The organism is Mesorhizobium sp. M7A.F.Ca.CA.001.04.2.1, assembly GCF_003998485.1.
In the GTDB taxonomy this organism is placed as follows: domain Bacteria; phylum Pseudomonadota; class Alphaproteobacteria; order Rhizobiales; family Rhizobiaceae; genus Mesorhizobium; species Mesorhizobium ciceri.
The window spans coordinates 18,388-43,194 of the sequence record NZ_RZQT01000049.1; the positions used below are offsets into that span (position 1 = coordinate 18,388).

At 63.0% G+C, this 24,807-nt stretch carries 23 protein-coding genes and 1 riboswitch; of the genes, 12 read left to right on the forward strand and 11 right to left on the reverse strand.

Annotated features, from left to right (window positions below):
* Positions 1 to 11: 11 nt before the first annotated feature.
* Positions 12 to 2,069 (reverse strand): DNA topoisomerase IV subunit B, encoded by a 2,058-nt coding sequence (gene parE / locus EN955_RS17185; RefSeq protein WP_013531965.1) that lies wholly within the window; start codon positions 2,067 to 2,069, stop codon positions 12 to 14.
* Positions 2,070 to 2,306: 237 nt separating this feature from the next.
* Between parE and cpaB the strand changes: the two genes are divergently transcribed.
* The 10 genes from cpaB (at position 2,307) to EN955_RS17235 (ending at position 12,469) form a co-directional block, all read left to right on the forward strand.
* Positions 2,307 to 3,233 (forward strand): Flp pilus assembly protein CpaB, encoded by a 927-nt coding sequence (gene cpaB, locus EN955_RS17190; RefSeq protein WP_245265407.1) that lies wholly within the window; start codon positions 2,307 to 2,309, stop codon positions 3,231 to 3,233.
* 30 nt (positions 3,234 to 3,263) lie between these two features.
* Positions 3,264 to 4,712, forward strand: coding sequence for a type II and III secretion system protein family protein (locus tag EN955_RS17195; RefSeq protein WP_013531963.1), 1,449 nt, complete (start codon positions 3,264 to 3,266; stop codon positions 4,710 to 4,712).
* Between the two features lie 4 nt (positions 4,713 to 4,716).
* Positions 4,717 to 4,986: a hypothetical protein gene (locus EN955_RS17200; protein ID WP_013531962.1), complete on the forward strand. Its 270-nt coding sequence runs from the start codon at positions 4,717 to 4,719 to the stop codon at positions 4,984 to 4,986.
* A 44-nt stretch (positions 4,987 to 5,030) separates the two neighbouring features.
* Positions 5,031 to 6,245 (forward strand): CpaE family protein, encoded by a 1,215-nt coding sequence (locus EN955_RS17205; protein WP_013531961.1) that lies wholly within the window; start codon positions 5,031 to 5,033, stop codon positions 6,243 to 6,245.
* On the forward strand, positions 6,242 to 7,663 hold the full coding sequence (locus EN955_RS17210) for a CpaF family protein (protein WP_024505345.1): 1,422 nt from the start codon (positions 6,242 to 6,244) through the stop codon (positions 7,661 to 7,663). The genes EN955_RS17205 and EN955_RS17210 overlap by 4 nt, the downstream gene beginning before the upstream one ends.
* A 4-nt stretch (positions 7,664 to 7,667) precedes the next feature.
* Positions 7,668 to 8,633: a type II secretion system F family protein gene (locus tag EN955_RS17215; protein ID WP_013531959.1), complete on the forward strand. Its 966-nt coding sequence runs from the start codon at positions 7,668 to 7,670 to the stop codon at positions 8,631 to 8,633.
* A gap of 1 nt (position 8,634) precedes the next feature.
* A complete protein-coding gene (locus EN955_RS17220) occupies positions 8,635 to 9,597 on the forward strand; it encodes a type II secretion system F family protein (protein ID WP_013531958.1) in 963 nt (320 codons plus the stop codon).
* Between the two features lie 80 nt (positions 9,598 to 9,677).
* Positions 9,678 to 10,502: a hypothetical protein gene (locus EN955_RS17225; protein WP_024505344.1), complete on the forward strand. Its 825-nt coding sequence runs from the start codon at positions 9,678 to 9,680 to the stop codon at positions 10,500 to 10,502.
* A gap of 160 nt (positions 10,503 to 10,662) precedes the next feature.
* Positions 10,663 to 11,133: a hypothetical protein gene (locus EN955_RS17230; RefSeq protein WP_013531956.1), complete on the forward strand. Its 471-nt coding sequence runs from the start codon at positions 10,663 to 10,665 to the stop codon at positions 11,131 to 11,133.
* Positions 11,134 to 11,293: 160 nt separating this feature from the next.
* A complete protein-coding gene (locus EN955_RS17235; protein WP_024505343.1) occupies positions 11,294 to 12,469 on the forward strand; it encodes a GGDEF domain-containing protein in 1,176 nt (391 codons plus the stop codon).
* Position 12,470: 1 nt separating this feature from the next.
* Here the strand turns inward: EN955_RS17235 and gcvP are convergent, their stop codons facing one another.
* The 3 genes from gcvP to gcvT are packed head-to-tail and all read right to left on the reverse strand — an operon-like array spanning position 12,471 to position 16,773.
* Entirely contained in the window at positions 12,471 to 15,281 is a 2,811-nt protein-coding gene (gcvP, locus tag EN955_RS17240; protein WP_024505342.1) for an aminomethyl-transferring glycine dehydrogenase, read from the reverse strand.
* 17 nt (positions 15,282 to 15,298) lie between these two features.
* Positions 15,299 to 15,667 carry a glycine cleavage system protein GcvH gene (gene gcvH, locus EN955_RS17245; protein WP_013531953.1) on the reverse strand — a complete coding sequence of 123 codons (369 nt, stop codon included), beginning with the start codon at positions 15,665 to 15,667 and terminating at the stop codon, positions 15,299 to 15,301.
* Between the two features lie 5 nt (positions 15,668 to 15,672).
* A complete protein-coding gene (gene gcvT, locus EN955_RS17250) occupies positions 15,673 to 16,773 on the reverse strand; it encodes a glycine cleavage system aminomethyltransferase GcvT (protein WP_024505341.1) in 1,101 nt (366 codons plus the stop codon).
* Between the two features lie 149 nt (positions 16,774 to 16,922).
* A riboswitch (glycine riboswitch) is annotated at positions 16,923 to 17,009 on the reverse strand.
* A 244-nt stretch (positions 17,010 to 17,253) separates the two neighbouring features.
* Between gcvT and EN955_RS17255 the strand changes: the two genes are divergently transcribed.
* Complete coding sequence (locus EN955_RS17255; RefSeq protein ID WP_024505340.1) at positions 17,254 to 18,255, forward strand: hypothetical protein; 1,002 nt, start codon at positions 17,254 to 17,256, stop codon at positions 18,253 to 18,255.
* A gap of 37 nt (positions 18,256 to 18,292) precedes the next feature.
* Here EN955_RS17255 and EN955_RS17260 read toward each other — a convergent pair whose 3' ends face one another.
* A complete protein-coding gene (locus tag EN955_RS17260; RefSeq protein WP_024505339.1) occupies positions 18,293 to 19,021 on the reverse strand; it encodes a GntR family transcriptional regulator in 729 nt (242 codons plus the stop codon).
* 8 nt (positions 19,022 to 19,029) lie between these two features.
* Complete coding sequence (locus tag EN955_RS17265; RefSeq protein ID WP_024505338.1) at positions 19,030 to 20,310, reverse strand: D-amino acid dehydrogenase; 1,281 nt, start codon at positions 20,308 to 20,310, stop codon at positions 19,030 to 19,032.
* Between the two features lie 224 nt (positions 20,311 to 20,534).
* On the opposite strand from EN955_RS17265, the gene EN955_RS17270 reads away from it, so the two are divergent.
* Positions 20,535 to 21,332: an aspartate/glutamate racemase family protein gene (locus tag EN955_RS17270; protein WP_024505337.1), complete on the forward strand. Its 798-nt coding sequence runs from the start codon at positions 20,535 to 20,537 to the stop codon at positions 21,330 to 21,332.
* Between the two features lie 31 nt (positions 21,333 to 21,363).
* Here EN955_RS17270 and EN955_RS17275 read toward each other — a convergent pair whose 3' ends face one another.
* The 5 genes from EN955_RS17275 to EN955_RS17295 all read right to left on the reverse strand — a co-directional run.
* A complete protein-coding gene (locus tag EN955_RS17275; RefSeq protein ID WP_024505336.1) occupies positions 21,364 to 22,155 on the reverse strand; it encodes a molybdopterin-binding protein in 792 nt (263 codons plus the stop codon).
* A gap of 1 nt (position 22,156) precedes the next feature.
* Entirely contained in the window at positions 22,157 to 23,038 is an 882-nt protein-coding gene (locus EN955_RS17280) for a cytochrome b/b6 domain-containing protein (RefSeq protein WP_024505335.1), read from the reverse strand.
* 97 nt (positions 23,039 to 23,135) lie between these two features.
* Positions 23,136 to 23,813 carry a DUF1345 domain-containing protein gene (locus EN955_RS17285; RefSeq protein ID WP_013531945.1) on the reverse strand — a complete coding sequence of 226 codons (678 nt, stop codon included), beginning with the start codon at positions 23,811 to 23,813 and terminating at the stop codon, positions 23,136 to 23,138.
* A 23-nt stretch (positions 23,814 to 23,836) separates the two neighbouring features.
* On the reverse strand, positions 23,837 to 24,307 hold the full coding sequence (locus tag EN955_RS17290) for a YaiI/YqxD family protein (RefSeq protein WP_024505334.1): 471 nt from the start codon (positions 24,305 to 24,307) through the stop codon (positions 23,837 to 23,839).
* Between the two features lie 69 nt (positions 24,308 to 24,376).
* On the reverse strand, positions 24,377 to 24,807 hold a 431-nt coding region (locus EN955_RS17295), incomplete at its 5' end, for a zinc-binding dehydrogenase (RefSeq protein ID WP_164769888.1).

Sequence of the window (24,807 nt, forward strand, 5' to 3'; positions counted from 1 at the left end):
CCGGCTGGCGGCTAGATATCCAGCACTTCCGTCTCGGCGAATTCGGCGCGTTCCTGGATGAACCGGAAGCGGGCCTCCGGCTTCGTGCCCATCAACGCATCGACGGCGTCCTTGGTCGCCGTCTCGGCGTCGATTACATCGATCCTGAGCAGCGTTCGCTTCCTCGGATCCATGGTGGTTTCCTTGAGCTGGGCGGCCATCATCTCGCCCAGACCCTTGAAGCGGCCCAGTTCCACCTTGCCGCGCCCGGTGAATTCGGTGCGCAGGAGCTCGTCCTTGTGGGCGTCGTCTCGGGCATAGGCGACCTTGCCGCCTTGCCTGATCGAGTAAAGCGGCGGCACGGCGAGATAGAGATGGCCGCCACGCACCAGCGCCGGCATCTCCTGATAGAAGAAGGTGATCAGCAGCGAGGCGATATGGGCGCCGTCGACATCGGCGTCGGTCATGATGATCACGCGGTCGTAGCGCAGATCCTCATCGCGGTACTTCGAACGCGTACCGCAGCCGAGCGCCTGGATCAGGTCCGAAATCTGTTGGTTGGCCGCCAGCTTATCGTTGCCGGCGCTGGCGACGTTGAGGATTTTGCCGCGCAATGGCAGCACGGCCTGGCTGGCGCGGTCGCGCGCCTGCTTGGCCGAGCCGCCGGCCGAGTCGCCTTCGACGATGAACAGTTCTGCACCGGCCGCGGCATTCTGCGTGCAGTCGGCGAGCTTGCCCGGCAGCCGCAGCTTGCGCACCGCGCTCTTGCGCGACACCTCTTTTTCCTGGCGCCGGCGCACCCGCTCGTCGGCGCGTGCGATCACCCATTCGAGCAGCTTCGAGGCTTCCTGCGGATTGTCGGCCAGCCAATGGTCGAACGGATCGCGGATCGCGGTCTCGACAATTCGAATTGCCTCGATCGTCGCCAGCCTGTCCTTGGTCTGGCCGACGAATTCCGGCTCGCGGATGAACACCGACAGCATGCCCGCTGCCGAGATCATGACGTCTTCCGAGGTGACGATCGAGGCGCGCTTGTTGCCGACGAGGTCGGCATAGGCGCGCAGGCCTCGCGTCAGAACGTTGCGGAAGCCGGCCTCGTGGGTGCCGCCTTCGCCGGTCGGGATGGTGTTGCAGTAGGAATTGATGAAGCCGTCGCCGCCGAACCAGGTCACCGCCCATTCGAGCGAGCCGTGGCCGCCCTGTTTCTCGCTCTTGCCGGCGAAAATCTCGCGCGTCACCTGGAAGTCGTCGCCGAGCGATGCCTTGAGATAGTCCTTCAGGCCGCCGGGAAAATGGAATTCCGCCTTGGCCGGCGTCTGGTCTTTTTCCTTGATCAGCGACGGATCGCAGGTCCAGCGGATTTCGACGCCGCCGAACAGATAGGCTTTCGAGCGCGTCATACGGTAGAGCCGCGCCGGTTCGAACGCCGCGCCCTTGCCGAAAATCTGCTCGTCGGGGTGGAAGCGGATCTTTGTGCCGCGCCGGTTGTGGACCTCGCCCAACTGTTCCAGGCCGGTCACGGGAACGCCGCGCGAGAATTTTTGCCGATAGAGTTGCCGTCCCCGCGCGACCTCGACCTCGAGATGGTCCGACAGCGCGTTGACCACGGACACGCCGACGCCATGCAGGCCGCCTGATGTCTCGTAAACCTTGGAGTCGAACTTGCCGCCCGAATGCAGCGTCGTCATGATCACTTCAAGCGCCGGCTTCTTGAACTTCGGGTGCGGATCGATCGGGATGCCGCGGCCATTGTCCGTCACGGCGAGATAGCCGTCAGCCGAAAGCTCGACATCGATGAAGGTGGCGTGGCCGGCAACCGCTTCGTCCATCGAATTGTCGATGACCTCGGCGAACAGATGGTGCATCGCCTTGTCGTCGGTGCCGCCGATATACATGCCTGGCCGGCGGCGCACCGGCTCCAGCCCTTCCAGCACCTCGATGTCGGCGGCGCTATAGCCCTCGCTGCCGTCCTTGGTCGAGGCAGGACGCTTGGTGGCTTGCACCACCAGTGGATCCGCCGGGCGCGCAGCGGTACGCACCGGCTGCGGCTGCTTGTCCATATTGCCGAAGAGATCGTTGCTGTCGTCCATGCCTGCCATAGGTTCCGGTGCTGCGAATCACCTCGCGATACTGCCACGCTTTTCAGCGCCAAGCGACCGAGGTTCCTGTTCCGTTCGGGGATCTGGGCCCTCTTACCCCAAAACCATTCGATAACCAAGCCGGCGGAAATAGATCCGATACCAACGCCCGGGATTCCTGATTCTTTAACAATGCCGCCTAACGTGAGCCCAACTAAATAAGAAACTGCTGATATCAGGGGTTTAGGCGTGAGGGGCAAGGCCATATCGATGATCGGCATCGCCGCCGTTTTCGGCGCGATCTCGATCTTTGCCGCGGATTTCTGGGTCAAAAGCCAGGCCAAGGCCGATTCCGAAGAGAAGACGTCGTCGATTCCGGCACCTGTCGTGCCGAAGGTCGAATTCAAGACCATCGTGGTGGCGAATGCCCCGTTGCGCTACGGCATGGAGCTCGACCGCGCGCAGCTCAGCGAAATCCCGTGGTCGCAAGAGTCCGTGCCGCAGGGCGCCTTCACCACCATCAATGGGTTGCTCGCCGACGGCAGCCGCGTGGTGCTGTCGCCGATCGAGGTCAACGAACCGGTGCTGCTGACCAAGCTGTCCGGCCCGAATGGCCGCGCGACGCTCTCCAACATGATGACGCCCGGAATGCGGGCGGTGACCATCCGTACCGACGAGATCGCCGGGGTTGGCGGCTTCGTCACGCCGGGCGACCGGGTTGATGTCGTGCTGACACGCGATGCCGGCGAAATTCAGGAAGTGGCCAAGAATGCGCAAGGCGCTGCCGGTTCCACCATCACCTCCGAGATCGTTGTCGCCGATGCCAAGGTGCTGAGCGTCGGGCAGGGCGCCGACGAGCGGCAGACAACGCCGCAGATTTCCAATTCGGTGACAATCGAGGTGACGACGGACGGCGCGCAGAAAGTAGCGCTGGCCCGCACCGTCGGCACGCTCTCGCTGTCGCTTCGGTCCGCCAGCGAAGGCGCTGACGGCAAGAGCGGCGTCACCACCATCTCCTCCTTCGGCGGATCGGTCGCCTCGAATGTGCAGGCCGCGGCCGGCTCGGTGTTCGACGCCGTCACCAAGGAGCCGGAGAAACCGAAGTTCAAGACGGTCATCGTAACGCGCGGCACGAAGGCCGAGGAATACCAGGTTCCTTCGCGGGACCAGAAATAAACCAGTGGGGACTGGGTGAGGGACGGGACAATGTTCGGGCTGTTCATATATCGGGTCATGACGCGGTTGCGCGTTTTGCGCGCCGTGGCTGTCGCGTCTTCGTTGGCCGCTGCGGCGATGCTGGCCTTGGGCGCCTCGGCGGCGAGAGCTGACAACGACGTCGTCTACGTGTCGTCGACCAAGAATGCGTCAATCAAGGTTGCCAAGGGCAAGCCGAAGACGATCATCACCAGTGCTGCCTTCTACCAGATCGTCATCGGCGATCCGGAGATCGCCAACGTCAATCCGCTGACCGACAAATCCTTCTATGTGCTCGGCAACAATCTCGGCACCACCGGGATTGCGCTGTTCGATGAGAAAAAGCAGCTTGTCGGCACCGTCGACATCGAGGTGACGCTCGACACCGACCAACTGGCCAGCACCATTCGCGCCAGCGTGCCGGATGCCAGGATCAAGGTCGGATCGGCCAATGGCCGTGTGGTGCTGTCGGGCGAGGCCGACGATGCCGTCGCCGCCGAAAAGGCAAACAAGATCGCGACGCGCTTTTCCGGTGCCGAGGAGGTGATCAACTCAGTCAACATCTCATCTTCGCAGCAGGTCCAGCTCAACGTCCGCTTTGTCGAGATCAACCGCCAGGCGGGCCAGGATCTGGGTGCCAAATACGCCGCCAATTTCGCCTATGGCCTTGGCGGCCGCGACGTCTCGATCGATCCGGGCACAGTGCCGACGGCCGGTACTGGCGAGATCATCGGTCGTCTCCTATCGAACGGCGTATCGATCGATATCGCCATCAAGGCGCTGGAAGAGCGCGGCTTGGCGCGGCGACTGGCCGAGCCGAACTTGATCGCCCGGTCCGGCCAGACGGCGAGCTTCCTCGCCGGCGGCGAGTTCCCGATCCCGGTCTCGGAGGACAACGGCAAGATCTCGGTCAGCTACAAGAAATACGGCGTCAGCCTGGATTTCACGCCTACGGTTCTGAAAGACGGGCTGGTCAGCCTTGATATCGCGCCGGAAGTCTCCTCGATCGACGCGTCGGCCTCCTACAATATCGGGACGATCTCGGTTCCTGGCTTCATCGTGCGCCGTGCCAGGACGTCGGTCGACCTGAAGAACGGCCAGAGCTTCATGATCGCTGGACTGCTGCAGTCGCAAAACGACATCACCACGTCGCGCATTCCGGGCCTCGGCAAGATGCCGGTGCTTGGGGCGCTGTTCTCGTCGAAATCCTATCAGCGGCGCGAGACCGACCTCGTCATCATCGTAACGCCCTATCTGGTCAAGCCGGTCGATCCGTCGAAGAAGCTCGTCGAGCCGACAGATGGCACGCAGCCGGCCAGCAATGCCGACTATTTTCTCAACAACACCGAGGAAGTGAAGGATTCCGATGCCGGTCGCACCGTGGCGTTGGCAGACGGCCGCGTCACTCAACCTGCAGCGGCCGCTTCGGCTGGGCATTTCCTCGACCTGCCGAAGGATTGAAGCCATGCGTCTGGTCTTTGGATCGAGCGTCGCCTTGCTGCTGGCCGGCTTTGCCGCTGGCTGCACCAGCGACGACTATGTGCGCAGCGAAGGGCCAACGGCCGGCGCCGGCAATGCGCAGGCCGCCAACACCGTCATGCAGATGGTCGATCCCTGGAAATACGGGGTCCAGAACACCAGGCTCCTGGTGCCGGCCCAACGAGGCAGTGCCGCGGCTGTCACACCCGATCAGGCGGCCGGTGCCAAGGCGTCGCAGTCGACCACAGGCAACTGATTCAACGGGCAACTGGTCAACGGGCGACCTGACAGGCTGACAGAATGGCAAACGGCATCAAGACCAGGAAGATCCTGCTCGTATCGACCGACAGGACGTTTGCGCAGGACACGCGCACCGCATTTTCCGCCTCCGAGATCATACAGCTCTCGACGGTGGAGAAGAACGTTACCGAGTTGCGCGGCGAGATCCAGGAAGCCGACTTCGGCGCCATCATCGTCGACATGGATGCGGCAAGGCTGGAGGAGGTCGAGTCGCTGCAGCGCATCATGCGTCGGCTGGAGGACAAGGTTCCGGTCGTCGTCGTCACCCAGGAGTTCAACGCGGCCGCGGTGCGTATTCTCGTGCAGCTCAAGGTCGCGGATTTCCTGGTCAAGCCGATCACCACGGCCGATCTGGTGCGCTCCGTGGTACGGGCGCTGCAAGGGCCCGGGCGCGAGGAAAACACCGAGTCGCAAATCTATACCTTCATGCCTGCGGCGGGCGGCGTCGGCACCACGACGCTGGCGCTGCAGACCGCCTTCCAGCTGCATCACTCGGTGACGCGCGGAGCCTCGACCTGCGTCGTCGATCTCAACTTCCAGCAGGGCGCCTGTGCCGAATATCTCGACCTCGAACCGCGTTTCGACATCACCGAGATCGAGAACCAGCCCGAGCGTCTCGACCGCCAACTGCTCGACGTGATGCTGTCCAAGCATGCCAGCGGGCTTTGCGTGCTGGCGGCGCCGGCGCATCCAGCCGAGATGCGCTCGTTCAAGACCGATGTCGTGGTGCGCATGCTGGATCTCGTTTCGGCCTATTTCGACAATGTCGTCATCGACATGCCCCGCACCTGGTTTCCATGGACGGAGACCGTGTTGCTCGGTTCCAACAAGCTCTACATCGTCGCGGAAATGACGGTGCCGTGCCTGCGCCACACCCAGCGGCTGATCCAGGCGGTCTACGAGACGGCCGGCAAGGAAGTGAAGCCGAACGTCATCGTCAACCGTTTCGAACAGAAGATGTTCGATAACGGCATCAAGCAGGCGGACGTCCAGGAAATCCTTGGCGAGCATTTCGTCGGCGGCATCGCCAACAACTACCGGCTGGTGCGCGAAGCAGTCGATCGCGGCGTACCGCTGCACGAGATCGATCCCAACGCCAATGTCGTCAACGATCTGAAGAAGATCATCCTGCCGGAAGAAGCGGTCCCGACCCGGGCGAAATCGCGCTCGCTGTTTGGCATGGGCCGTGGATTGCTGAAGAGGAAAGCCGGATGACCAGCCGCTTCTCCACCCTGCAGAACCGCGATGCGCGTCCGCAGCGCGCGCATGAGACGACGCCGGTCGCCCATCATGCCGTCGTCATACCAACCAGCCGAAAGGCTTTGCCGGCAAAGCCGGAAGCAGCGCTGGCAAAGAATGCCAACAAGGTGCTCGATGCGCGCGTGCGTATCCACCGGCTGCTGCTCGAAGAGATCAATCTTGTCGCGCTGGAGCGTTTGCCGAAGGATGAGATGCGCCGCCAAGTGCATGACTTCGTTTCGGAAAAGACCAAGCAGGAGCGGATGGCGATCAACACCGTCGAGCTTGACGCGCTGGTCGACGACATCGTCGACGAGATGGTCGGCCTCGGTCCGCTCGAGCCGCTGCTCAAGGATCCCGACATCAACGATATCCTGATCAACGGCCACATGAACTGCTTTGTCGAAAAGAAGGGCAAGCTGCAGCCGGTCCACATTCCGTTCAAGGACGAGGCGCATCTCCTGCGCATCGTCAACAAGATCGTCGCCGCGGTCGGTCGCCGCGTCGACGAATCGCAGCCGATGGTCGATGCCCGCATGCTGGACGGCTCGCGCTTCAACGCGGCCATCCGCCCGGTTGCGGTCGACGGCCCGCTGGTGTCGATCCGCAAATTCTCCAAGAACAAGCTCGGCCTGCATAAACTGGTCGAATTCGGCGCCATCACCCAGAACATGGCCGAAGTGCTGGCGGCGGCCGTGCATGCCCGCAAGACGACGATCATTTCGGGCGGCACCGGCACCGGCAAGACGACCATGCTCAATGCACTGTCGGCCTTCATTCCGGAAGACGAGCGGCTGATCACCATCGAGGACGCGGCCGAGCTCCAGCTGCAGCAGCCGCATGTCGCGCGCATGGAAACACGTCCGGCCAACATCGAAGGCCATGGCGAGCTGAAGCAGCGCGACCTGGTCAAGAACGCACTGCGCATGCGCCCCGACCGCGTCATCCTCGGCGAGTGCCGCGGCGAGGAGGCTTTCGACATGCTGCAGGCAATGAACACCGGCCACGAAGGGTCGATGGCGACCATCCATGCCAACACGCCGCGCGACGCCATTTCGCGGCTCGAGCAGATGCTTGGCATGACCGGCATGCCGATGACGGTGCAGTCGATCCGCAGCCAGATCGCCAGCGCGCTCGACCTGATCGTCCAACTGACGCGCCTGTCCGACGGCAAGCGCAAGGTGACCAGTGTCGCCGAGGTGACCGGCATGGAAGGCGATGTCATCCAGATGCAGGAGATCTTCCGCTTCGTGCGCACCGGCATGGAGGCCGACGGCAAGATTCTGGGCCACTACGAGGCGACCGGCATCCGGCCGCGCTTCCTCGAGGACCTGCGCGCCATGGGCATCGAGTTTCCCGGACGATATTTCGAACCCGGCCGGCCGCAGGAGTAGCCAAGTGTTCGATGGAATGAGCGCGATCTATGTCGTCTATGCCGCGGCCGCGCTGACCGGCATCCTGATCGCCGAGGCCTGTTACCTGCTTTATGCCGGCCGCAGCGACAAGCGCACCGCCATCAACCGGCGCATGAAGCTGCAGGAAAACAAGATCAGCCAGGAGCAGGTGCTCGTCCAACTGCGCAAGGAGCGCGGCCTCGACGCGGGCACGCCGCTGTTTTCGGCGGACCGGTTTCGCGCTCTGCGAACCCAGTCGGGCATGATCATGCCGCTGTCGAAATTCCTGATGATCACCTGCGGCGTGGCGATGGCGATGGCCCTGGTCGCCATCTGGTACGGCTTGCCGCCGCTGATGGGGTTCGTCCTGTTCGTGGTGCTCATGCCGCTATTGCCGGTGCTGACGCTGCGTTTCAAGCGCAAGCGCCGGCTGAAGCGGTTCGGCATGCAGTTGCCGGAGGCGCTGGAACTGATCACGCGTGGCCTGAAGGCCGGCCACCCGGTGCCGGTGGCGATCGCCATGGTGGCGCGCGAGATGCCCGACCCGATCGGCAGCGAGTTCGGCGTCATCGCCGACGAAGTGACCTACGGATCCGATCTGGTTTCGGCGTTGAACTCGCTGTTCGACCGGGTCGGCCAGGAGGATCTGCCGTTGTTCGTCACCGCCGTCTCGATCCAGACCAGTTCGGGCGGCAATCTGCGCGAGATCCTCGACGGCCTGGCGACGACGATTCGCGAGCGTGGCAAGCTGCGCCGCAAGGTGCGCGCCATTGCGACAGAAGGCCGGATGTCGGCCTACATTCTGACGGCCGTGCCGGCGTTGCTGTTTGCCGCCATCATGGCACTGATGCCGGGCTTCTACAGCGACGTCTGGGGCGAGCCGAAGACCTGGTATCTGCTTGGCGCGTCGATCACCTGGCTGATGCTGGGCAATCTGATGATGTTCAAGATGTCGAATTTCAAGTTCTGACATGCAGGGTTTCATCGAATTCCTCGCCTCGCTTGCGCCGACCTCATTGATGCCGGTGGCCATACTGCTGCTGGCGGTGGGTGCTGCCGCTGTTGCCTGGCCTGTTGTCATGGCGAAGGGCGATCGCAACGAGGTCATGCGCCGGCTCAGGGTCGACAACGGTCCCGTGGCCGCCAAACCGGAGCCGGTGCAAAAGAAGAATACCGGCATCGTGCGCGAGAAGGCGGTGAAGCGGGCGCAGGAATTCTACGCCAGGAGCGATCCGGAAAATGTCGCGCGGCTGCGCATGAAGCTTATCCAGGCGGGCTACATGGAGCCGCGCGCTGTCGGCACGTTCTTCCTGATCCGGTTCACTGCGATGATCGGCACGGCAATAGGCGTGTTTGTGCTCAACCGCTGGATGGCCAGTCCGGACGCAACGATGGCCAGCCGCTGGACATTCGTCATCCTGTCGGGCGCGGCCGGTTATTTCCTGCCCGGCCTGGTGCTGAGCCAGAAAGTGCGGGAACGCAGGCGTGAGTACCGCAACGGCTTTCCCGATTTCATGGACCTGATGATTGTCTGCTCGGATGCCGGCATGAGCATGGAGGCAGGCATAGAGCGCGTCTCCAAGGAACTCGCCAAGACTTATCCCGCGCTCAGCCAGAACCTGCAGTTGGTGTCGCTGGAGCTGAGGGCCGGGCGCAGCCTCGACGATGCGCTGAAGGCGCTCGCCGATCGCCTCAGCCTGGACGAGGTGCGTTCCTTCGCCACGCTGCTGCAGCAGTCCAAGGAACTCGGCACCAGCCTGTCGGGGGCGCTGCGCGTCTTCTCCGACGACATGCGCCATAAGCGTATGTCGTTGGCCGAGGAAAAGGCGCACGCTCTGCCTGCCAAGATGTCGGTGCCCGTGGTTGTGTGCATCCTGCCGGTGGTGCTGATGATCGCGGCCATTCCAGTCATCGTCAAAATGACGGCGCACTAGCGAGCGCTCCACAAAAGCCCTAGCAAGGGGCTGACAAACCATTGTCCTGACCGAACCCGGCTTTGCAGGTGAGAAAGTCCATGCTGCTGCGCACCCTCTTCCTTGGCCTTGCCGCGGCCAGCCTGTCGCCCGCCTGGGCCGTGGCCGGCGATTGCGGCGATGCCGCCGCCTTGGTGCAGCAGGCCTATCCCAAAGCTCGAAAGAGCGCCGACGGCACCTCGTTCACGCTCGAACCCCACACCAGCATTGCCCTGACATTCGCGTATGGCGATCCGCCAGGGCTGGTTTGCAAGATCTGGCCCGCCCATGACGACCTGCTGTTGGTCGCAGTGCCGCTGATGGACGGGTCCCAACCCAGCGACTACGCGCATGCCGGCGATATCGAGCTTTTGATTGTCGACAGGAAGAGCCGGCAGGTGCGCCAGCGCCTGCTCCAGCCCGGGCTGATGAATGATGATGCCATCGCCATCCGCCAGGTGGAACTTGATACCGGCCGCTATGCGCTGGCGCCCGATGTTACTGCCTTTGGCCTGCGCATCGAAATGGCAAACAATTCGCTGCCTAATCCGTTCAGTGAAACCGACCTGCGGCTCTATGCCGTCGATGGCGATTCCCTGAGGATGGTGCTCGATGGTCTGGTCGTGGCCGGCAATGGCGGCGAGGGTGATACCAATTGCGCCGGATCCTTCCATACCAGTCGGGTTAGCCTGACGATGAGCCCGGCCAAACATCATGGCTACCACGACATAACGGTGGTCGAGCGAATGGATACCGACAATCCGTTGCCCGACAAGGATGGCGAGTGCCAGTCCCATCCCGGCAAGTCCGTGAGCCAAACCTACCGGCTGCGCTATGACGGCAGCCGGTATACGGCTCCTGCGGGGCTCAAAGCCCTGGAGCCGTGAGGACGCCGCTGGCTGCGACTGAAGCACCGCGGCCTGGTGGTTAATGGCTGGTGTGCCCGAAGCCGAATTTTGGCGGCGTTTCGGCACCGAAGTTTAATCGCCGCTGATATATTGTGTTTCCTGAAGAACGACCCGGCAAATCGGGCGATGAGGCAGGGGCATGCGTCACAATAATTTCCCGGCAATGGCCACGATGGCGGCCGTCTTGATGATGTCTGGCTGTTCGACGAGTGGCGTCGACACCACCAAGACCACCGCCATCCAACCGGCGGCTAAAGACACCGAAACCTCCGATCTGGCGCAAGGCAAGGCGCAGTTTCGCGACGCCAATTACGGCCTCGCCGAAAAGCACTTCCGCAAGGCCGTCGAGTTGAAGGCCGACAATGCGGAGGCCTGGATGGGGCTCGCGGCTTCCTATGATGAACTCGGCCGCTTCGACTTCGCCGACCGTGCCTACGGCCAGCTTCTGAAGGTCGCCGGTCGCAGGCCGCAGATCGTCAACAATATGGGTTATTCGCAACTGTTGCGCGGCAATCGCAAGAAGGCCAAGGCGCTGCTGCTCGAAGCGAAGGCCGGCATGGCCGATCCCACCGTCGTCAACGCCAATCTCGCTCTCCTGAACAAGGGTTGATCTCGCGTCCAATGGTCCGGTTTCGGGACACGTGCCATCGACGCTTTGTAAACCCTATCTGCAGGTTGCATCGATGGATCGCCTGAAAATCCGTATCTGGGGGCAGCCGCTGACCTAGAATGCAGCGCAACCGCCGACGCTCGAGAGGCCCTTGCCCGATATGCTGGACTTCAGTTCGCTCCTGCTCGCAGCCGCGCTGTCGGGCATATGCCTCAGCGTCACCATGTTTGCGATCTGGTTCACCGCGCCCAAGGCAGGTTTCGTGCTGACGGTGGCGTGCGGAATTCTGGTGCTCGTCGCGCATGTGATCCTGTTCTGGCGGTACACCAAGGACCCCGATCCGCTGCTTTGCCAGATCGTGCTTGCGCTGCTCAGCCTGGGGTTCCTGATCCTCTGCTTGTCGGCCATGCAATATCTCGGCGTGCCCGGCTACAGGCGCGCCGTTGCACCGGCGCTTGCTGCCATGGCCATTTGTGCCATCGTGACCTTTATGGGCTTTGACGGCGTTGGTTTCATCATCACCTACACCACGGTGACGGCGCTGCTGTCGGCGATCGGCGCCATGTTCTGGATCAACGGCAGTCAGGATCGCCGCATCCTTCTGGTGGTTTCGTTTCTGAGCGGCACCTGCGCGATGTCGTTTGCGTTTTGCGGCGTGGTTCTGCTGACCAAGGGGCAATGGACGCTCGCGATTGCGCCCGACAATTGGGCCGAACGATTGAATTCCGTCGTGGCGGTGGCCTGCATGACCGGGCTCGGAGCATTGACGCTCTCCCTCCATCATCTGCAGGCGCAGATCGAGCTCAAGGCCGAGACCATGACCGACCCGCTGACAGGGTTGCTGAACCGCCGGGCATTGACGTCGCTTTACGGCGAGCGGAGTTTCGGTCCATTCATGTCCATCGTCATGTTCGACCTAGACCACTTCAAGCGGACGAACGATGTCTACGGTCACCCGGTTGGGGATCAGGTCTTGTGCCGTTTTGCCGCCGTCATCAAGAAATATGCCCGGCCCGGCGTCGACGCTTTTCGCCTTGGCGGCGAGGAGTTCGCAGTCGTCATGTCGCGGATGACGGACGAAAAGGCCTACGATCTCGCCAGCAAGATCGGCGTGGCTTTCGGCGCCGAAATCGTCCCCACTCAGCTCGGCAAATTGCGCAGCACGGTCAGCGGCGGCATCGGCTTTGGCGAGGCAAGCGGCAGCAGCCTCGACAACGTGCTCACCGAGGCAGACGCGGCGCTCTATGCCGCCAAACGCGCCGGACGAAATTGCGTCATCAGCCGCAAGAGGATGGGCAAGGCCGAGCCGATCAAGCCGGCCTTGCGCTCAGCGTAAATTACTCCGCGGCCCCCAGATAGTCGGACAGCGGCGGGCACGAGCAGACCAGGTTGCGGTCGCCGGCGACATTGTCGATGCGTGACACCGGAGGCCAGTACTTGGCTGCCGTGTCGGCGTCGCCGGCCGGATAGGCCGCTTCCAGGCGCGAGTAGGGATGGTTCCACTGGCCGGCCAGCGCCTCGGCGGCGGTGTGCGGCGCGTTGACCAGCGGATTGTCGGCCAAAGGCCATTCGCCCCTGGCGACTTTTGCTGCCTCTGCCGATATGGCGATCATGGCCTCGCAGAAGCGGTCGATTTCCCGCTTGGGCTCGGACTCGGTCGGCTCCACCATCAGCGTGCCGGCGACCGGGAAGGACATGGTCGGCGCGTGAAAACCATAATCGATCAGCCGCTTGGCGACATCGTCGACACTGATGCCTGCACTCTCCTTGAGCACACGGGTGTCGAGGATGCATTCATGCGCGACGCGTCCCTGCCTGCCCTTGTAGAGCACCGGGAAATGCGCACCGAGCCGCGTTGCGATGTAGTTGGCGGACAGGATCGCCGTTTCGGTCGCCTGCTTCAGGCCCGAGGCGCCCATCATGCGGATATACATCCAGGTGATCGGCAGGATCGAGGCGCTGCCGAAGGGGGCGGCGGAGACGGCGTGCGCCGAGCCTTCGGTGACATGGCCGGGCAAATACGGCTTCAAATGCGCCTTGACGCCGATCGGCCCGATGCCGGGTCCGCCGCCGCCATGCGGAATGCAGAAGGTCTTGTGCAGGTTCATGTGGCAGACATCGGCGCCGATGTCGCCGGGACGGGCAAGCCCGACCAGCGCGTTGAGGTTGGCACCGTCGAAATAGACTTGGCCGCCATGCTCATGGATCAGCGCGCAGAGATCGCGTGCGCCTTCCTCGAACACGCCATGCGTCGAGGGATAGGTGAACATCAGCGCTGCGAGATTTTGCGCATGCTCAGTCGCCTTGGCCTTCATGTCGTCCATGTCGATGTTGCCGTCTTCGGTGCAGCGCACGACGACGACGCTCATGCCGGCCATCGCCGCGCTCGCGGGATTGGTGCCATGCGCCGAGGAGGGGATCAGGCAGACGGTGCGGTGGTTGTCGCCGCGAGAGCGGTGGTAGCCGCGGATGGCGAGCAGTCCGGCATATTCGCCCTGGCTGCCGGCATTGGGCTGCAAGGTGACGGCGTCGAAGCCGGTGATCTCCGACAGCCAGCCCTCCAGCTCGCCGATCATGGCACGGTAGCCTGCCGAGTGCGCGGCCGGGGCGAAAGGGTGCAGATTGGCAATGCTCGGCCAGCTCACCGGCATCATCTCGGCGGCGGCGTTGAGCTTCATGGTGCAGGATCCCAGCGGGATCATGGCGCGGTCGAGCGCCAGGTCCTTGTCGGCCAGCCGGCGCAGGAAGCGCATCATCTCGGTTTCCGACTTGTTTTCGTGGAAAACAGGCTGGGTCAGGAACTCCTTGCCGCGCGGCTTGCCGGGCACCGTGCTGTCGGCGGAGGCACCAGCCTTGGCGCCGAACAGGGCCGCGATTGCGTCGAGATCGGCCTCGGTGGAGGTTTCGTCGAAGGCGATGCCGATGTGGTCGGCATCGACGGCACGCAGCAGTCTGCCGCCCTTTTCAGCGGCGGCGGCGATCGAAGCTGCCTTGCCCTTCACCTCGGCCGTCACCGTGTCGAAGCGGCTTGACCCGAGCACGGAGATGTTTGCTGCTTTGAGCCCGGCGGCAAGACGATTGGCCAGCGTGTGGATGCGCCCGGCAATCGCCTGCAGCCCGGCGGGGCCGTGCCAGATGGCATAGGCGGTCGCCATATTGGCGAGCAGCGCCTGCGCGGTGCAGATGTTGGAGGTCGCCTTGTCGCGGCGGATATGCTGCTCACGCGTCTGCAAGGCAAGCCGGTATCCGGGCCGACCCTTGCTGTCGGTGGACTGGCCGACCAGGCGGCCAGGCATCAGCCGCGTCAGCCTGTCGGAGACGGCGCAATAGGCCGCGTGCGGGCCGCCAAAGCCCATCGGCACGCCAAAGCGCTGCATCGGGCCGACGGCGATGTCGGCGCCAAGCTTGGCCGGCGCGTCGGTCAGCGTCAGGCCGAGCGGGTCGGCGATGAAGACGACGAGAGCGCCGGTCGCGTGTGCCTTGTCGATCGCTGCCTTGTGGTCGCCATAGACGCCAAATGTATCCGGCCAGGAGACAAGCAGGGCGGCGGTGTTGTCGTCGATCGTCTCGCCATCGATCTCGATGCCGAGCGGCTCGGCGCGGGTGCGCACCACGTCCAGCGTCTGCGGGTGCGGCGTGCCGGCAAGTGCTACCTTGGTGCGCTTGTCGCGGTGATGGCGCAGCGCAATGCCGACCGCCTCGGCCACGGCGGTTGCTTCATCCAGCAGCGACGCCGATGCCACCGGCAGGCCGGTCAGTTCGGTGACCAGGGTCTGGAAGTTGAACAGCATTTCCAACCGGCCCTGGCTGATCTCGGCCTGATAGGGCGTGTAGGCCGTATACCAGGCCGGGTTCTCGAACAGATTGCGCTGGATAACCGGCGGCACATGGACGCCGTGATAACCGGCGCCGATGAAGCTCTTCAGCACCGTATTCCCGGCCATGACAGCCGAAAGCTCAGCCAGCGCTTCCGCCTCGCTCGCTGGTGCCGGCAGGGCAAGCGGCCGATCGAGCCGGATCGACTTCGGGACGGACTGGCTGATCAGCGTCTCGATCGAGGGCACGCCGATGGCGGCCAGCATGGCTCTGGTATCGTTGAGGCCGGGACCGATATGGCGGGCCGAGAAGGGGTAGGGTGCTGCGGTCATCTCAATAAGTCCTGATATCAACCGATATGGGCTTTGTAGGCGGCCTCATCCATGAGACCGGCGAGCTGGCTTTCGTCGGCAAGCTTCATCTTCCACAGCCAGCCGGCCCCTGTTGCGGCCGAATTGACCAGTGACGGATCCGACGACAGCGTGCCGTTGGCCTCGGTGATCTCGCCGTCGACTGGTGCATAGACATCGGACGCCGCCTTGACGGATTCGACCACGACGGCGGTGTCGCCCTTGGTCAATTTCTTTCCCGTCTCCGGCAGTTCGACGAAGACGAGGTCGCCGAGCTGCTCCTGCGCGTAATCAGTGATGCCGACCGTGGCGATGCCGCCCTCGACGCGGAGCCACTCGTGATCTGATGTGAAATAGGTCGTTGCCATTGAGATCATCCTTTTCGGTAGCGATGCGGTGTGATGGGCAGGGAGCTGATATCGACTGGGATTTTCGTGCCGCGCACATCGGCGAAAACCCGTGTTCCGGGCTTTGCCAGAGGTGTCGAGACATAGCCCATGGCGACCGGATGGCCGGCCGAGGGGCCGAAGCCGCCCGACGTGACATGGCCGGCCGGGTTGCCGTCGGCGTCGAAGAGCGCGGCACCGCCACGCACCGGCTGGCGGCCTTCCGGCTTCAAACCGACGCGCTTTTGCGCGGGTCCTCGTTCCACCGCGGCGCGGAGCGCATCGGCGCCGATGAAAGTGCCGGAAGCGCGGATGTCCTTTGGAATTGCCCACATCAAGGCGGCGCTGGCCGGGTCGGTTTCCGGTGTGATGTCCTGGCCATGCAGGCAGAGACCGGCCTCCAGGCGCAGGCTGTCGCGCGCAGCCAGGCCGATCCACAGCACGCGCTCGTCTCCGAGCAGCTTCGCGACGAGGTCGCGTGCATCGGCCTCCGGCAAGCCGATCTCGAACCCGTCCTCGCCGGTATAGCCCGACCGGCTCATGAACCAGTTCTTGCGCGGTTCGACCCCATGCATGAACAGCAGCGAGCCGGTCTCGATGCCGGCGCGGGAAAGGGCGGCCCAGGCTTCAGGACCCTGGATGGCCAGGAAGACGCGGTCGAGCGGCTCGATCCTGGCGTCGAAATCCGCGGCAAGTGCACGCAAATGTTTTTCGTCGGCTACGGCGTTGCCGGCATTGGCGACCACCATGAACCTGGCATCGCTAAGCCTGGTGACGATCAGGTCGTCGAGGATGCCGCCTGCTTCGTTGAGGAAAAAGGACAGTTTGGATTGCGAGATTTCGAGCGCGCCGGCATCCAGTGGGCAGGCACGGTTGAGCAGTGCCGCCGCTTCCGGTCCGCTGACCTCGAACAGCTTCATGTGCGAGATGTCGAACAGGCCGGCCTGCTCGCGGGTGTGAAGGTGTTCCTTCATGACGCCGGCCGGATAGGTCAGCGGCATCGACCAGCCGGCAAAGGCGCCGAAGCGCGCACCGGCGGCCATATGGATATCTTCAAGGGGAAGGTGTTTTGTGTCGTCGCCCGTCATGTCGTCTCCAGAGTCGCACGCAATCGGTCGCGAATGGCGACCAGTCCGTGCCCCTCTGTCTGAAGCCTGAGAGACTCGCGCAGCCGGAACTCTGTCAGCGGCGCTTACACCTTCGGCGCGGGGGCAAGCCCCGACTTTCCAGAGTGTCTTTCCCGTCTACGGTTCTTTTGCCTGAGAGATTTCGGGCGATTTCCCCTTCGGCGACAGCTCTCGCTGTTCTCTCCCGCAAACAGGTAGGACTCAAGACCCTGAGTCCTCGACGCGCCATCCATAGCTTGCGCGCGACGGCTTGTCACCTGTCAGCAACATCTAAAGCGCATGCATGTCGTTCTTCAAACCGCGGCACGCTGTCAGGCGACATGCGTTGGCGACAAGTCTTCACTAACCACGCCGTTTGCCGGTTTTTCAAGACACTGCTGATATGTTGGCTTGTATGACGCTATGGGGCCGGCGCTTGGCGACGGCGGACGGGGACGACAAATGGGCGAATTGATCATGAGCGCGCCGGTGGCCGGGCTGACCTCGAAAAGCCGCATCGCCGCGGAGGACGTGGCGATGTTGCGCCATGAAGTGTTCGGCGACGGCGTCGTGACGCGTGGCGAGGCCGAGGCGCTGTTCGCGCTCGATGCCACGGCGAAGGACAAATGCCAGGAATGGCCGCCCTTCTTCATTGAGGCGGTCACCGACTATATCGTCCACCAGGAAAAGCCATCGGGCTATATCTCGCAGGACAATGCCGACTGGCTGATCCGCACGATCTCGCGCGACGGCATGGTCGACAGCCGGACCGAACTCGAATTGCTGGTGCATGTGCTGGAACAGGCGAAATCGTCGCCGGCCCAGCTTTGTGTGTATGCGCTGGAGCAGGTGGCGCATGCCGTCATTGACGGCAAGGGGCCGCTGATGCTCGGCGGCGCGCTGGCTCCGGGCCTCGTCGCGCAGGCGGAGGTCGAGCTTTTGCGCCGGATACTCCATGCCCATGGCGGCGACGGCAACATCGCCATCACGCGCGCCGAGGCCGAGGTGCTGCTCAAGATCAACGAGCGGACTGCTCAAGGACAAAACGATCCGTCCTGGAACGAGCTGTTCGTCAAGGCGATCGCCAATTTCGTCATGTGCTCGGCCGGCTACGAAGCACCGACGCGCGACGTGGCGCTGCGCCATGACGCCTTCCTCGAACATGCCGATCCGGAAATCGGCGGCTTCTTCAGCCGCATGATCTCCGGCGGGCTTGCCGGCATCATGGAGGCCTACCGATCTCCTGGCGACATCGAAGCCGAATGGGAAGCCAAGAACAGGGCGGCCGAGGCCCTGGCCCACCGTGCCGAGACGATCGATGCCGGCGAAGCCGGCTGGCTGATCGAACATATCGGCGTCGACAGGCCTCTTTACGAGAACGAACGCGCGCTGCTGACCCTGATCAAGCACGCCTCGCCGGAAATTCACCCGGCGCTCAGGCCGCTGCTCGACAAGGTTGCCTGACCGGCCAGGGATTGCTTAATCGGATCCGGGATGCTGGTCAGATCTGATCGACGTCGACGTATATCCGGGCCAGGCCTTCCCGGACGGTCGACATGGCATCGGCGACACTGATGTCGATGTGGTCATGCATGAGCCTTGCGGCCGTGTCGGCATCGCGGGTTACCATGGCTCGGGCGATTTCGCTGTGTTCGGTGTAGGTCGTCGACAGTCGCCGGTGCTTCTCCACTTCGATCTTGCGAACGAAATGGATGCGCGTGTTGATGCCTTCGAGCATGCGCGCCAGTTCGGGATTGCCTGACAGCCTGGCGATGCGGATGTGAAACTCCTCGTCCCTGGCGGTCAGCTCGGCGCTGGAAAACGAGTCGGCGCGCGCCATGGTGAGCGTCCACCAGTCGACGAGCGCGGCGAGCTCTTCATTGGTCGCGCGCTGGATCGCCAGCCTGACGGAGCGCTCCTCAAGCACCGCCCGCACGTCGGAAAGATTGACGACCTCGTCGACATCGAAGCCGCGGCAAAAGAAGCCGCGATTGGTCTGGAAGGTGATGAGTTCCTCCGTGACCAGCCGCTGGAGGGCCTCCCGGATCGGGCTGCGGCTGACATTCAGCCTCGCGGCAAGCGCCACTTCGTTGATGCGCTCGTTCGGCTTGAAGCGATAGTCCATCGCCATGCGACGGATCTCTTCATAGACGCGCGGGCCGGTCTTGATCGGCTTGGATGCCAACGCCGCATCGTCGTCCTGGTTGCTGTGCCTGGTGGGTCGGAGCATGGCGTCGGTCAAGCCTTTGCGGCGCTTGGTTCGGCGAACCGCGCCTGTGTGGGAAGGATACCGTCGAGGGCGATCGGCGCAGCCCGGCCGGCGATCAGTTCGGCGACGATGCGGGCCGATCCATGCGCCATCGTCCAGCCGATATGGCCGTGGCCGGTGTTCAGCCAGAGGTTTTTGATGTTGCGCAGGCCGAGGATCGGCAGATTGTCGGGCGTCATGGGTCTCAGGCAGGCCCGCATTTCGGCGCGATCATAGGCGATACCGCGCGGGAACAGGTCCTGCGTGATGCGCTTCATGAAGGCGAAATCCGAAGGCTTGTGGCTGCGATCATAGCCCGCGAATTCCGCGGTGGCGGTGACGCGGATGCGATCACCCATCGGCGTGATGGCAACGAGATTGTGCTCATCGATGACGGGGAGTTTTGGAGCCAGCGCCGGGTCGACGATGGGAACGGTCAGGGAATATCCCTTGACCGGATAGATCGGCAGACCAAGGCCGATCTTGCGGGCGAGGATCGGGCTTTCGGCGCCGAGACACAGAACGTAGGCGTCGGCCAGAAATTCTCCCTTGTCGGTGACGACCCGGATGATCGCGTCATTCCTGCGTTCGATCCCGACGATCCTCGTGCTTGTCAGGATCTTGCCGCCCCTCGTTTCGACGATGGCCGCCAGCGCGCGCGTGAACTTGGCGGCGTCGCCGGTTTCATCGGTTGGACACATTATGCCGCCGGCAATGCTGCCGCGCGACGAAGCCAGCGCCGGCTCGCGGTCAATGATTTCCTGTGCGTCGACAATGCGGATCTCCTGGCCGTCGGCCTCCAGCAGGCGCATGTTGGCGACGCCCTTGTCGAGCGCCTGACGGCTGCGGTGGAAGTAAAGGATGCCGGCCGAGGTCCTGTCGTACTGGATCGCTTCCTCCCTGACGACCGCCTGCAGGACCGATTGGGAATGGACCGCAAGCCGATGTTTGAGGAGGGTATTGCGACGCGCTTTGGCGGCCGTGCATTCCCTGAGGAAGCGCAGCGACCAGCTGTAGAGATGCGGGTCGGCGGAAAGTTTGAAGCGAAGCGCCTGGTCTTTCAGGAACAGCGACTTCAGCAGGATTTTTGGCGCGGCTGGCGATGACCAGACGAAGGAGTGACCGGGCGCGATCATGCCGGCATTTGCCCAGCTCGCGCCCTCGGCCACCTGCGGTGCCTGCTCGAGAACAGTGACCGCGTGGCCGTCCTTTTGCAACTGATAGGCGGTGGTGATCCCGACCACGCCGCCGCCCAAGATCAATACGCGCATTGCTGTCCCGAAGGGCTGTGTTCCTATTGTCGACAATTCAATAGGAAGACGCCGATCCCTGTCAACGGTGAATGGGTCGGCGACGGACAAGCGATCCGCGCAAGCGCAAAATTCAGGCGTTTACCGGTTCCCAGGATCTGCACAGAGCCCTTGACAGTTTCGGCAATATCGCCGTTTCTATTGTCGACAATTCTGATTGAGGACATCAGGAAGGGCACTGCACCATGGACGCCCCGGTTACGCGCGCCGACGACACGCTTGTCCTCGACAAGGAACACATTCCCTTCACGACCGATGACGGTATCGGCACGCGCGCCAATCTCGGCCTGCTCGTGCTGCGGACCGACCAGACCATCGAGGATGAATTCCGCTATGCGCTGCCCGCGCGCGACATCGCGCTGTACGAGGCGCGGCTCTACAGCGATGTCGAGATCACACCGGAAAACCTGATGAAAATGTCGGCGGTAATCCCGGCAACGGTGGGACTCTTGCCCGACGTCAAGTTCGATGTGATCGGCTTTGCCTGCACGTCGGGAGCGCTGGTCATCGGCGAGGATAAGGTTGCCGAGCGCGTTCACGAGGTGCTGCCTGGTGTGCAGGTGACCAATCCGGTGACCGCGGCACGCGCCGCGCTGAAGGCCCTGGGGGTCTCGAGGATCGCGCTGCTCACCCCTTACTTGGCGAAAATCAATCATTCGCTGCGGGCATCGCTGATGGCGCGGGGGATGGATATTCCGGTCATGGGCTCCTTCAACGAGGCGGACGACAATGTCGTTGCACGCATCACGCCGGCATCGGTCAAGCAGGCCATCTTGGAAATCGGTGCGTCGAGCGACTGTGATGCGGTGTTCGTTTCCTGCACCAGCATGCGCGTTGCCCGCATCATCGAGGAGGTCGAGAAGGAGTTGGGGAAACCGGTCACCTCCAGCAACCATGCACTTGCCTGGCATATGCTGCGGCTTGGCGGCATTGGCGAGCAGATTGCCGGAAAAGGCGAGCTGTTTCGCCGCTCGCTAGGCTAGCATCTTCAGCGCCGGATTTGCGGTGTGCAGCTCAGATCCCGCCGTACCAGTCATAGCCATTGTCTTCCCAATAGCCGCCCCTGCCACCGCCGACATCGGCAAAGCCGTCGACCAGTTCGATCTTGTAGAGATATTTCGGCATCTTGTAGCCGAGCTGGCGCTCGACGCGAACCCGCAGCGGCGCGCCGTTCTCGACCGGCAGCGGCTTGCCGTTCAGGCCGTAGGCGAGGATCGTCTGCGGGTGACGGGCATCGATGAGGTCGATGGTGCCGTAATATTTGATGTCGCCCGACAGGCTGCGGTCGATCGTGTCGAGGCAATGGAACATGACATAGCGCGCCTGCGGTTTGACCACCGCCTGGTCCAGCACCAGCGACAGCGGCGTGCCGGTCCATTTGGCTATGCAGCTCCAGCCTTCGACGCAGTCATGGCGGGTGATCTGGGTGCGGCTTGGCATGTTCTGGAGCTGCTCGCGGCTGAGCGACAGCGGCTTTTCGACGAGACCCGTCACTTCCAGACGCCAGTCGGCGAAATTGTTGGCGAGCAGGCCCTTGTAGACGTCGTCATCGGGAGCGGTGACACCATTCGGCCGCTGCGGCTGGCGGATATCGGCCTCGGTGAATTCCGGCGCCAGCGCGTCGCGTCCGGCCAGCAGGCGCTGTGCGCGGTAGGTCAGGCCATTGGCGTTTTCGAGGAAACTGCGCAGGCCGCTGCCGACGCTTAGCTGGCTGTCGAAGGCGTCGCAGCCCGACAGCATGATACCGGAAGCGCCAAGGCCGGCAGCGGTCAGGAATTTGCGGCGGCTGATCTCAAACTTCGCCATGTCAGGCACTCCTCTCGGCTGTATTGTCGTCCTGTGCGGGAGGATCGGTGCGGTACCAGCCGGTGATGATCGAGCGCAGCTCGTTGATCGGGCCGGCGGCCAGGATCATCAGGATATGGACGACGAAGAAGGCGACCAGCAGCACCATCACGGTGAAATGGATGGTGCGTGCCGTCTGCCGGCCACCGAGCAGATCGTTGAGGAAAGGCAGCACCGAGTTCATGCTTGGCGACATCGCCAGACCGGTGATGATCATCAGCGGCAGCAGCACGAACAGAACCCCGCCATAGGCCATCTTCTGCAGCGTGTTGTATTCGCGCGTGTGATGGAATTTGAGCTTGGCGTGGTCGACGATGTCTTGCGGCAACCGCTTCAAATCGTCGAGGCGTGGCGCGAGATCGCGCCGCAAATGGCCGTTCACGGTGCTGGCGACAAACCAGACGATCAACGTCGTGGTGAGTATCCAGGCAAAGAAGAAATGGATGACGCGCGCAGTGCCGAGATCATAGTAGGACGGGATGGTCGCCCAGGACGGGAAGGCGCGGGACGTCTCCTGGCCGGCCGGACCCGACCAGCCGAGCACCCCAGTGGTGTCGAAGCGCTTGCCGAAGATCTCCGTGTAGCCGCGCGGACCCGCATCGGAGTTCTCGGCGCCGATGGCGAAGATGGTGTTGTTGTAATCGAAGCCCGATTGCTTGCCAATATAGAGCTGCGGACGGGCATTGAAGATCTGCAGGCCGGACAACAGCATGAAGAACAGCGAGATCGCCCACAGCCAATGCGTCAGCCGCGTCCAGCGCGACTGCCGGTAAATCAGCGTTTTGTCGTTCGACGCCGAAGCGCCTGGATCGGCGGCGGATTGGCTTCTGGCAACGGATTCCATCGTGTTTCGTCTCCCGGCCTCGCGGCATGGCCTGCGCGCTCATTGTCCTCCTGATACGTCGCGATCCAAACCGATGTTTCATCCGATCACGGATTTATTACGGACCGCCCAGGCTGACGGCGAGATTGACGGCAGCGGCGACGATGACCGTGTTGAAGAAAAACGACAGGATCGAGTGGACAAGCACGACACGACGCATATGCGTCGTCGAGATGTTGGTGTCGGCGGTCTGCGCCGTCATGCCGATCACCGTCGAGAAATAGAGGAAGTCCCAACCCTCCGGCCGTTTGTCGCCCGGAAACAGCAGTCCGCCGACCGGGATTTTCTTCCTGGTCTCGGCATCCATCGCATCGCCATCCATCCAGTAGACATGAGCATAATGGAGCGCTGCCATGGCATGGATGGTGAACCAGCCGAGCGGGATCGACAGCAGCGCGAAGAAGAGCTCGATGGGATGGCTTCTGTCCTTCTGATTGATCAGCAGGAACAATGCGACAACGGCAACGCCGACGACGACAAGCGTCACGGCGAAGATGACCAGCACCGGCTGGTCGGTGGCGCGCGCATTCTTGCTCAGATACCTGCCGGTGAACTTCGGCATCTGGGCGACGACGAGAATGACATAGGCGGCAAAGAACGCGTTGGCGCCGATCGAATAGGCAAGCGGAGCGTGCAGCAGCAACGCCACCAGAAGCGCAAAGACGCCGAAGCAGGCAGACACAGCAAACAGCATGTGGCGCTGCATGGGTTTGTCTATCGGAGCTTCGGCGGCCATGGTGGTTCCAGCCCTGGGTAGCGCTAATCCGGTGTGGCCGATTTCATGGCACGCCGCAAGATGCGATCGAGTTCGCCCAGAAACCGCGACCGGTCTTGCGGCGCGAAGCTGGCATTGTAGCCCTTGCTTTCGCCGGTCTCGCGCAGATGCTGCTTCAGGTCGCGCATCGCCACCGCCATGCCGATCGTTTCCGGCGTGAAGGGACGTCCGGTTGGCCCAAGCACATGGGCGCCGAGTGCAACCGCGCGGGCGGCCAGCGGAATGTCGGCGGTGATCACAATGTCGTTGGTGCGTGCATTGTCGACGATCCAGTCGTCGGCGGCATCAGCGCCCTTGGAGACCACGACATTGCGGACCATCGGATCGCGCGACGGCCGCAGGCCGCCATTGGAGACGTAGGTGACAAGGACGCCATGCCGGTCGGCCACTTTTTCGACCTCGGCCTTGACCGGGCAGGCATCTGCATCGACGAGAATGGCGGGGAGTTCGCTCATGTTTCTTTTCTCCTCCCATTGTGAACCACGGAGGCCGCGCGCCGGTTGGACCGCGGCCTGTGATGTTCCTCAGTAAACCACGACGCTTCTGATCGATTTGCCCTCATGCATGAGATCGAAACCCTTGTTGATGTCCTCGAGCTTGAGCGTGTGGGTGATCATAGGGTCGATCTGGATCTTGCCGTCCATGTACCAGTCGACGATCTTCGGCACATCGGTGCGGCCGCGCGCGCCGCCGAAGGCGGTGCCCATCCAGGTGCGGCCGGTGACCAGCTGGAACGGCCGCGTCGAGATCTCCTGGCCGGCGCCGGCCACGCCGATGACCACCGACTTGCCCCAGCCGCGATGCGAGGCTTCGAGCGCCTGACGCATCACCTTGGTGCTGCCCGTGCAGTCGAATGTGTAGTCGGCGCCGCCGATCTGGTCGGCGCCACGCTTGGTCATGTTGACGAGGTAGGGCACGACATCGCCGTCGATCTCCTTCGGATTGACGAAATGCG

What these genes read in the sequence shown, in the direction of transcription:
- EN955_RS17255 (WP_024505340.1), top strand. Translation starts at nt 17,254, where the DNA reads ATGGGCGAATTGATCATGAGCGCGCCGGTGGCCGGGCTGACCTCGAAA.
- EN955_RS17265 (WP_024505338.1), bottom strand. Translation starts at nt 20,310, where the DNA reads ATGCGCGTATTGATCTTGGGCGGCGGCGTGGTCGGGATCACCACCGCC.
- gcvH (WP_013531953.1), bottom strand. Translation starts at nt 15,667, where the DNA reads ATGGCAACGACCTATTTCACATCAGATCACGAGTGGCTCCGCGTCGAG.
- EN955_RS17290 (WP_024505334.1), bottom strand. Translation starts at nt 24,307, where the DNA reads ATGAGCGAACTCCCCGCCATTCTCGTCGATGCAGATGCCTGCCCGGTC.
- EN955_RS17205 (WP_013531961.1), top strand. Translation starts at nt 5,031, where the DNA reads ATGGCAAACGGCATCAAGACCAGGAAGATCCTGCTCGTATCGACCGAC.
- gcvP (WP_024505342.1), bottom strand. Translation starts at nt 15,281, where the DNA reads ATGACCGCAGCACCCTACCCCTTCTCGGCCCGCCATATCGGTCCCGGC.
- parE (WP_013531965.1), bottom strand. Translation starts at nt 2,069, where the DNA reads ATGGACGACAGCAACGATCTCTTCGGCAATATGGACAAGCAGCCGCAG.
- EN955_RS17260 (WP_024505339.1), bottom strand. Translation starts at nt 19,021, where the DNA reads ATGCTCCGACCCACCAGGCACAGCAACCAGGACGACGATGCGGCGTTG.
- EN955_RS17285 (WP_013531945.1), bottom strand. Translation starts at nt 23,813, where the DNA reads ATGGCCGCCGAAGCTCCGATAGACAAACCCATGCAGCGCCACATGCTG.
- EN955_RS17235 (WP_024505343.1), top strand. Translation starts at nt 11,294, where the DNA reads ATGCTGGACTTCAGTTCGCTCCTGCTCGCAGCCGCGCTGTCGGGCATA.
- EN955_RS17280 (WP_024505335.1), bottom strand. Translation starts at nt 23,038, where the DNA reads ATGGAATCCGTTGCCAGAAGCCAATCCGCCGCCGATCCAGGCGCTTCG.
- EN955_RS17220 (WP_013531958.1), top strand. Translation starts at nt 8,635, where the DNA reads ATGCAGGGTTTCATCGAATTCCTCGCCTCGCTTGCGCCGACCTCATTG.
- EN955_RS17200 (WP_013531962.1), top strand. Translation starts at nt 4,717, where the DNA reads ATGCGTCTGGTCTTTGGATCGAGCGTCGCCTTGCTGCTGGCCGGCTTT.
- EN955_RS17230 (WP_013531956.1), top strand. Translation starts at nt 10,663, where the DNA reads ATGCGTCACAATAATTTCCCGGCAATGGCCACGATGGCGGCCGTCTTG.
- EN955_RS17210 (WP_024505345.1), top strand. Translation starts at nt 6,242, where the DNA reads ATGACCAGCCGCTTCTCCACCCTGCAGAACCGCGATGCGCGTCCGCAG.
- EN955_RS17270 (WP_024505337.1), top strand. Translation starts at nt 20,535, where the DNA reads ATGGACGCCCCGGTTACGCGCGCCGACGACACGCTTGTCCTCGACAAG.
- EN955_RS17195 (WP_013531963.1), top strand. Translation starts at nt 3,264, where the DNA reads ATGTTCGGGCTGTTCATATATCGGGTCATGACGCGGTTGCGCGTTTTG.
- EN955_RS17225 (WP_024505344.1), top strand. Translation starts at nt 9,678, where the DNA reads ATGCTGCTGCGCACCCTCTTCCTTGGCCTTGCCGCGGCCAGCCTGTCG.
- gcvT (WP_024505341.1), bottom strand. Translation starts at nt 16,773, where the DNA reads ATGACGGGCGACGACACAAAACACCTTCCCCTTGAAGATATCCATATG.
- EN955_RS17275 (WP_024505336.1), bottom strand. Translation starts at nt 22,155, where the DNA reads ATGGCGAAGTTTGAGATCAGCCGCCGCAAATTCCTGACCGCTGCCGGC.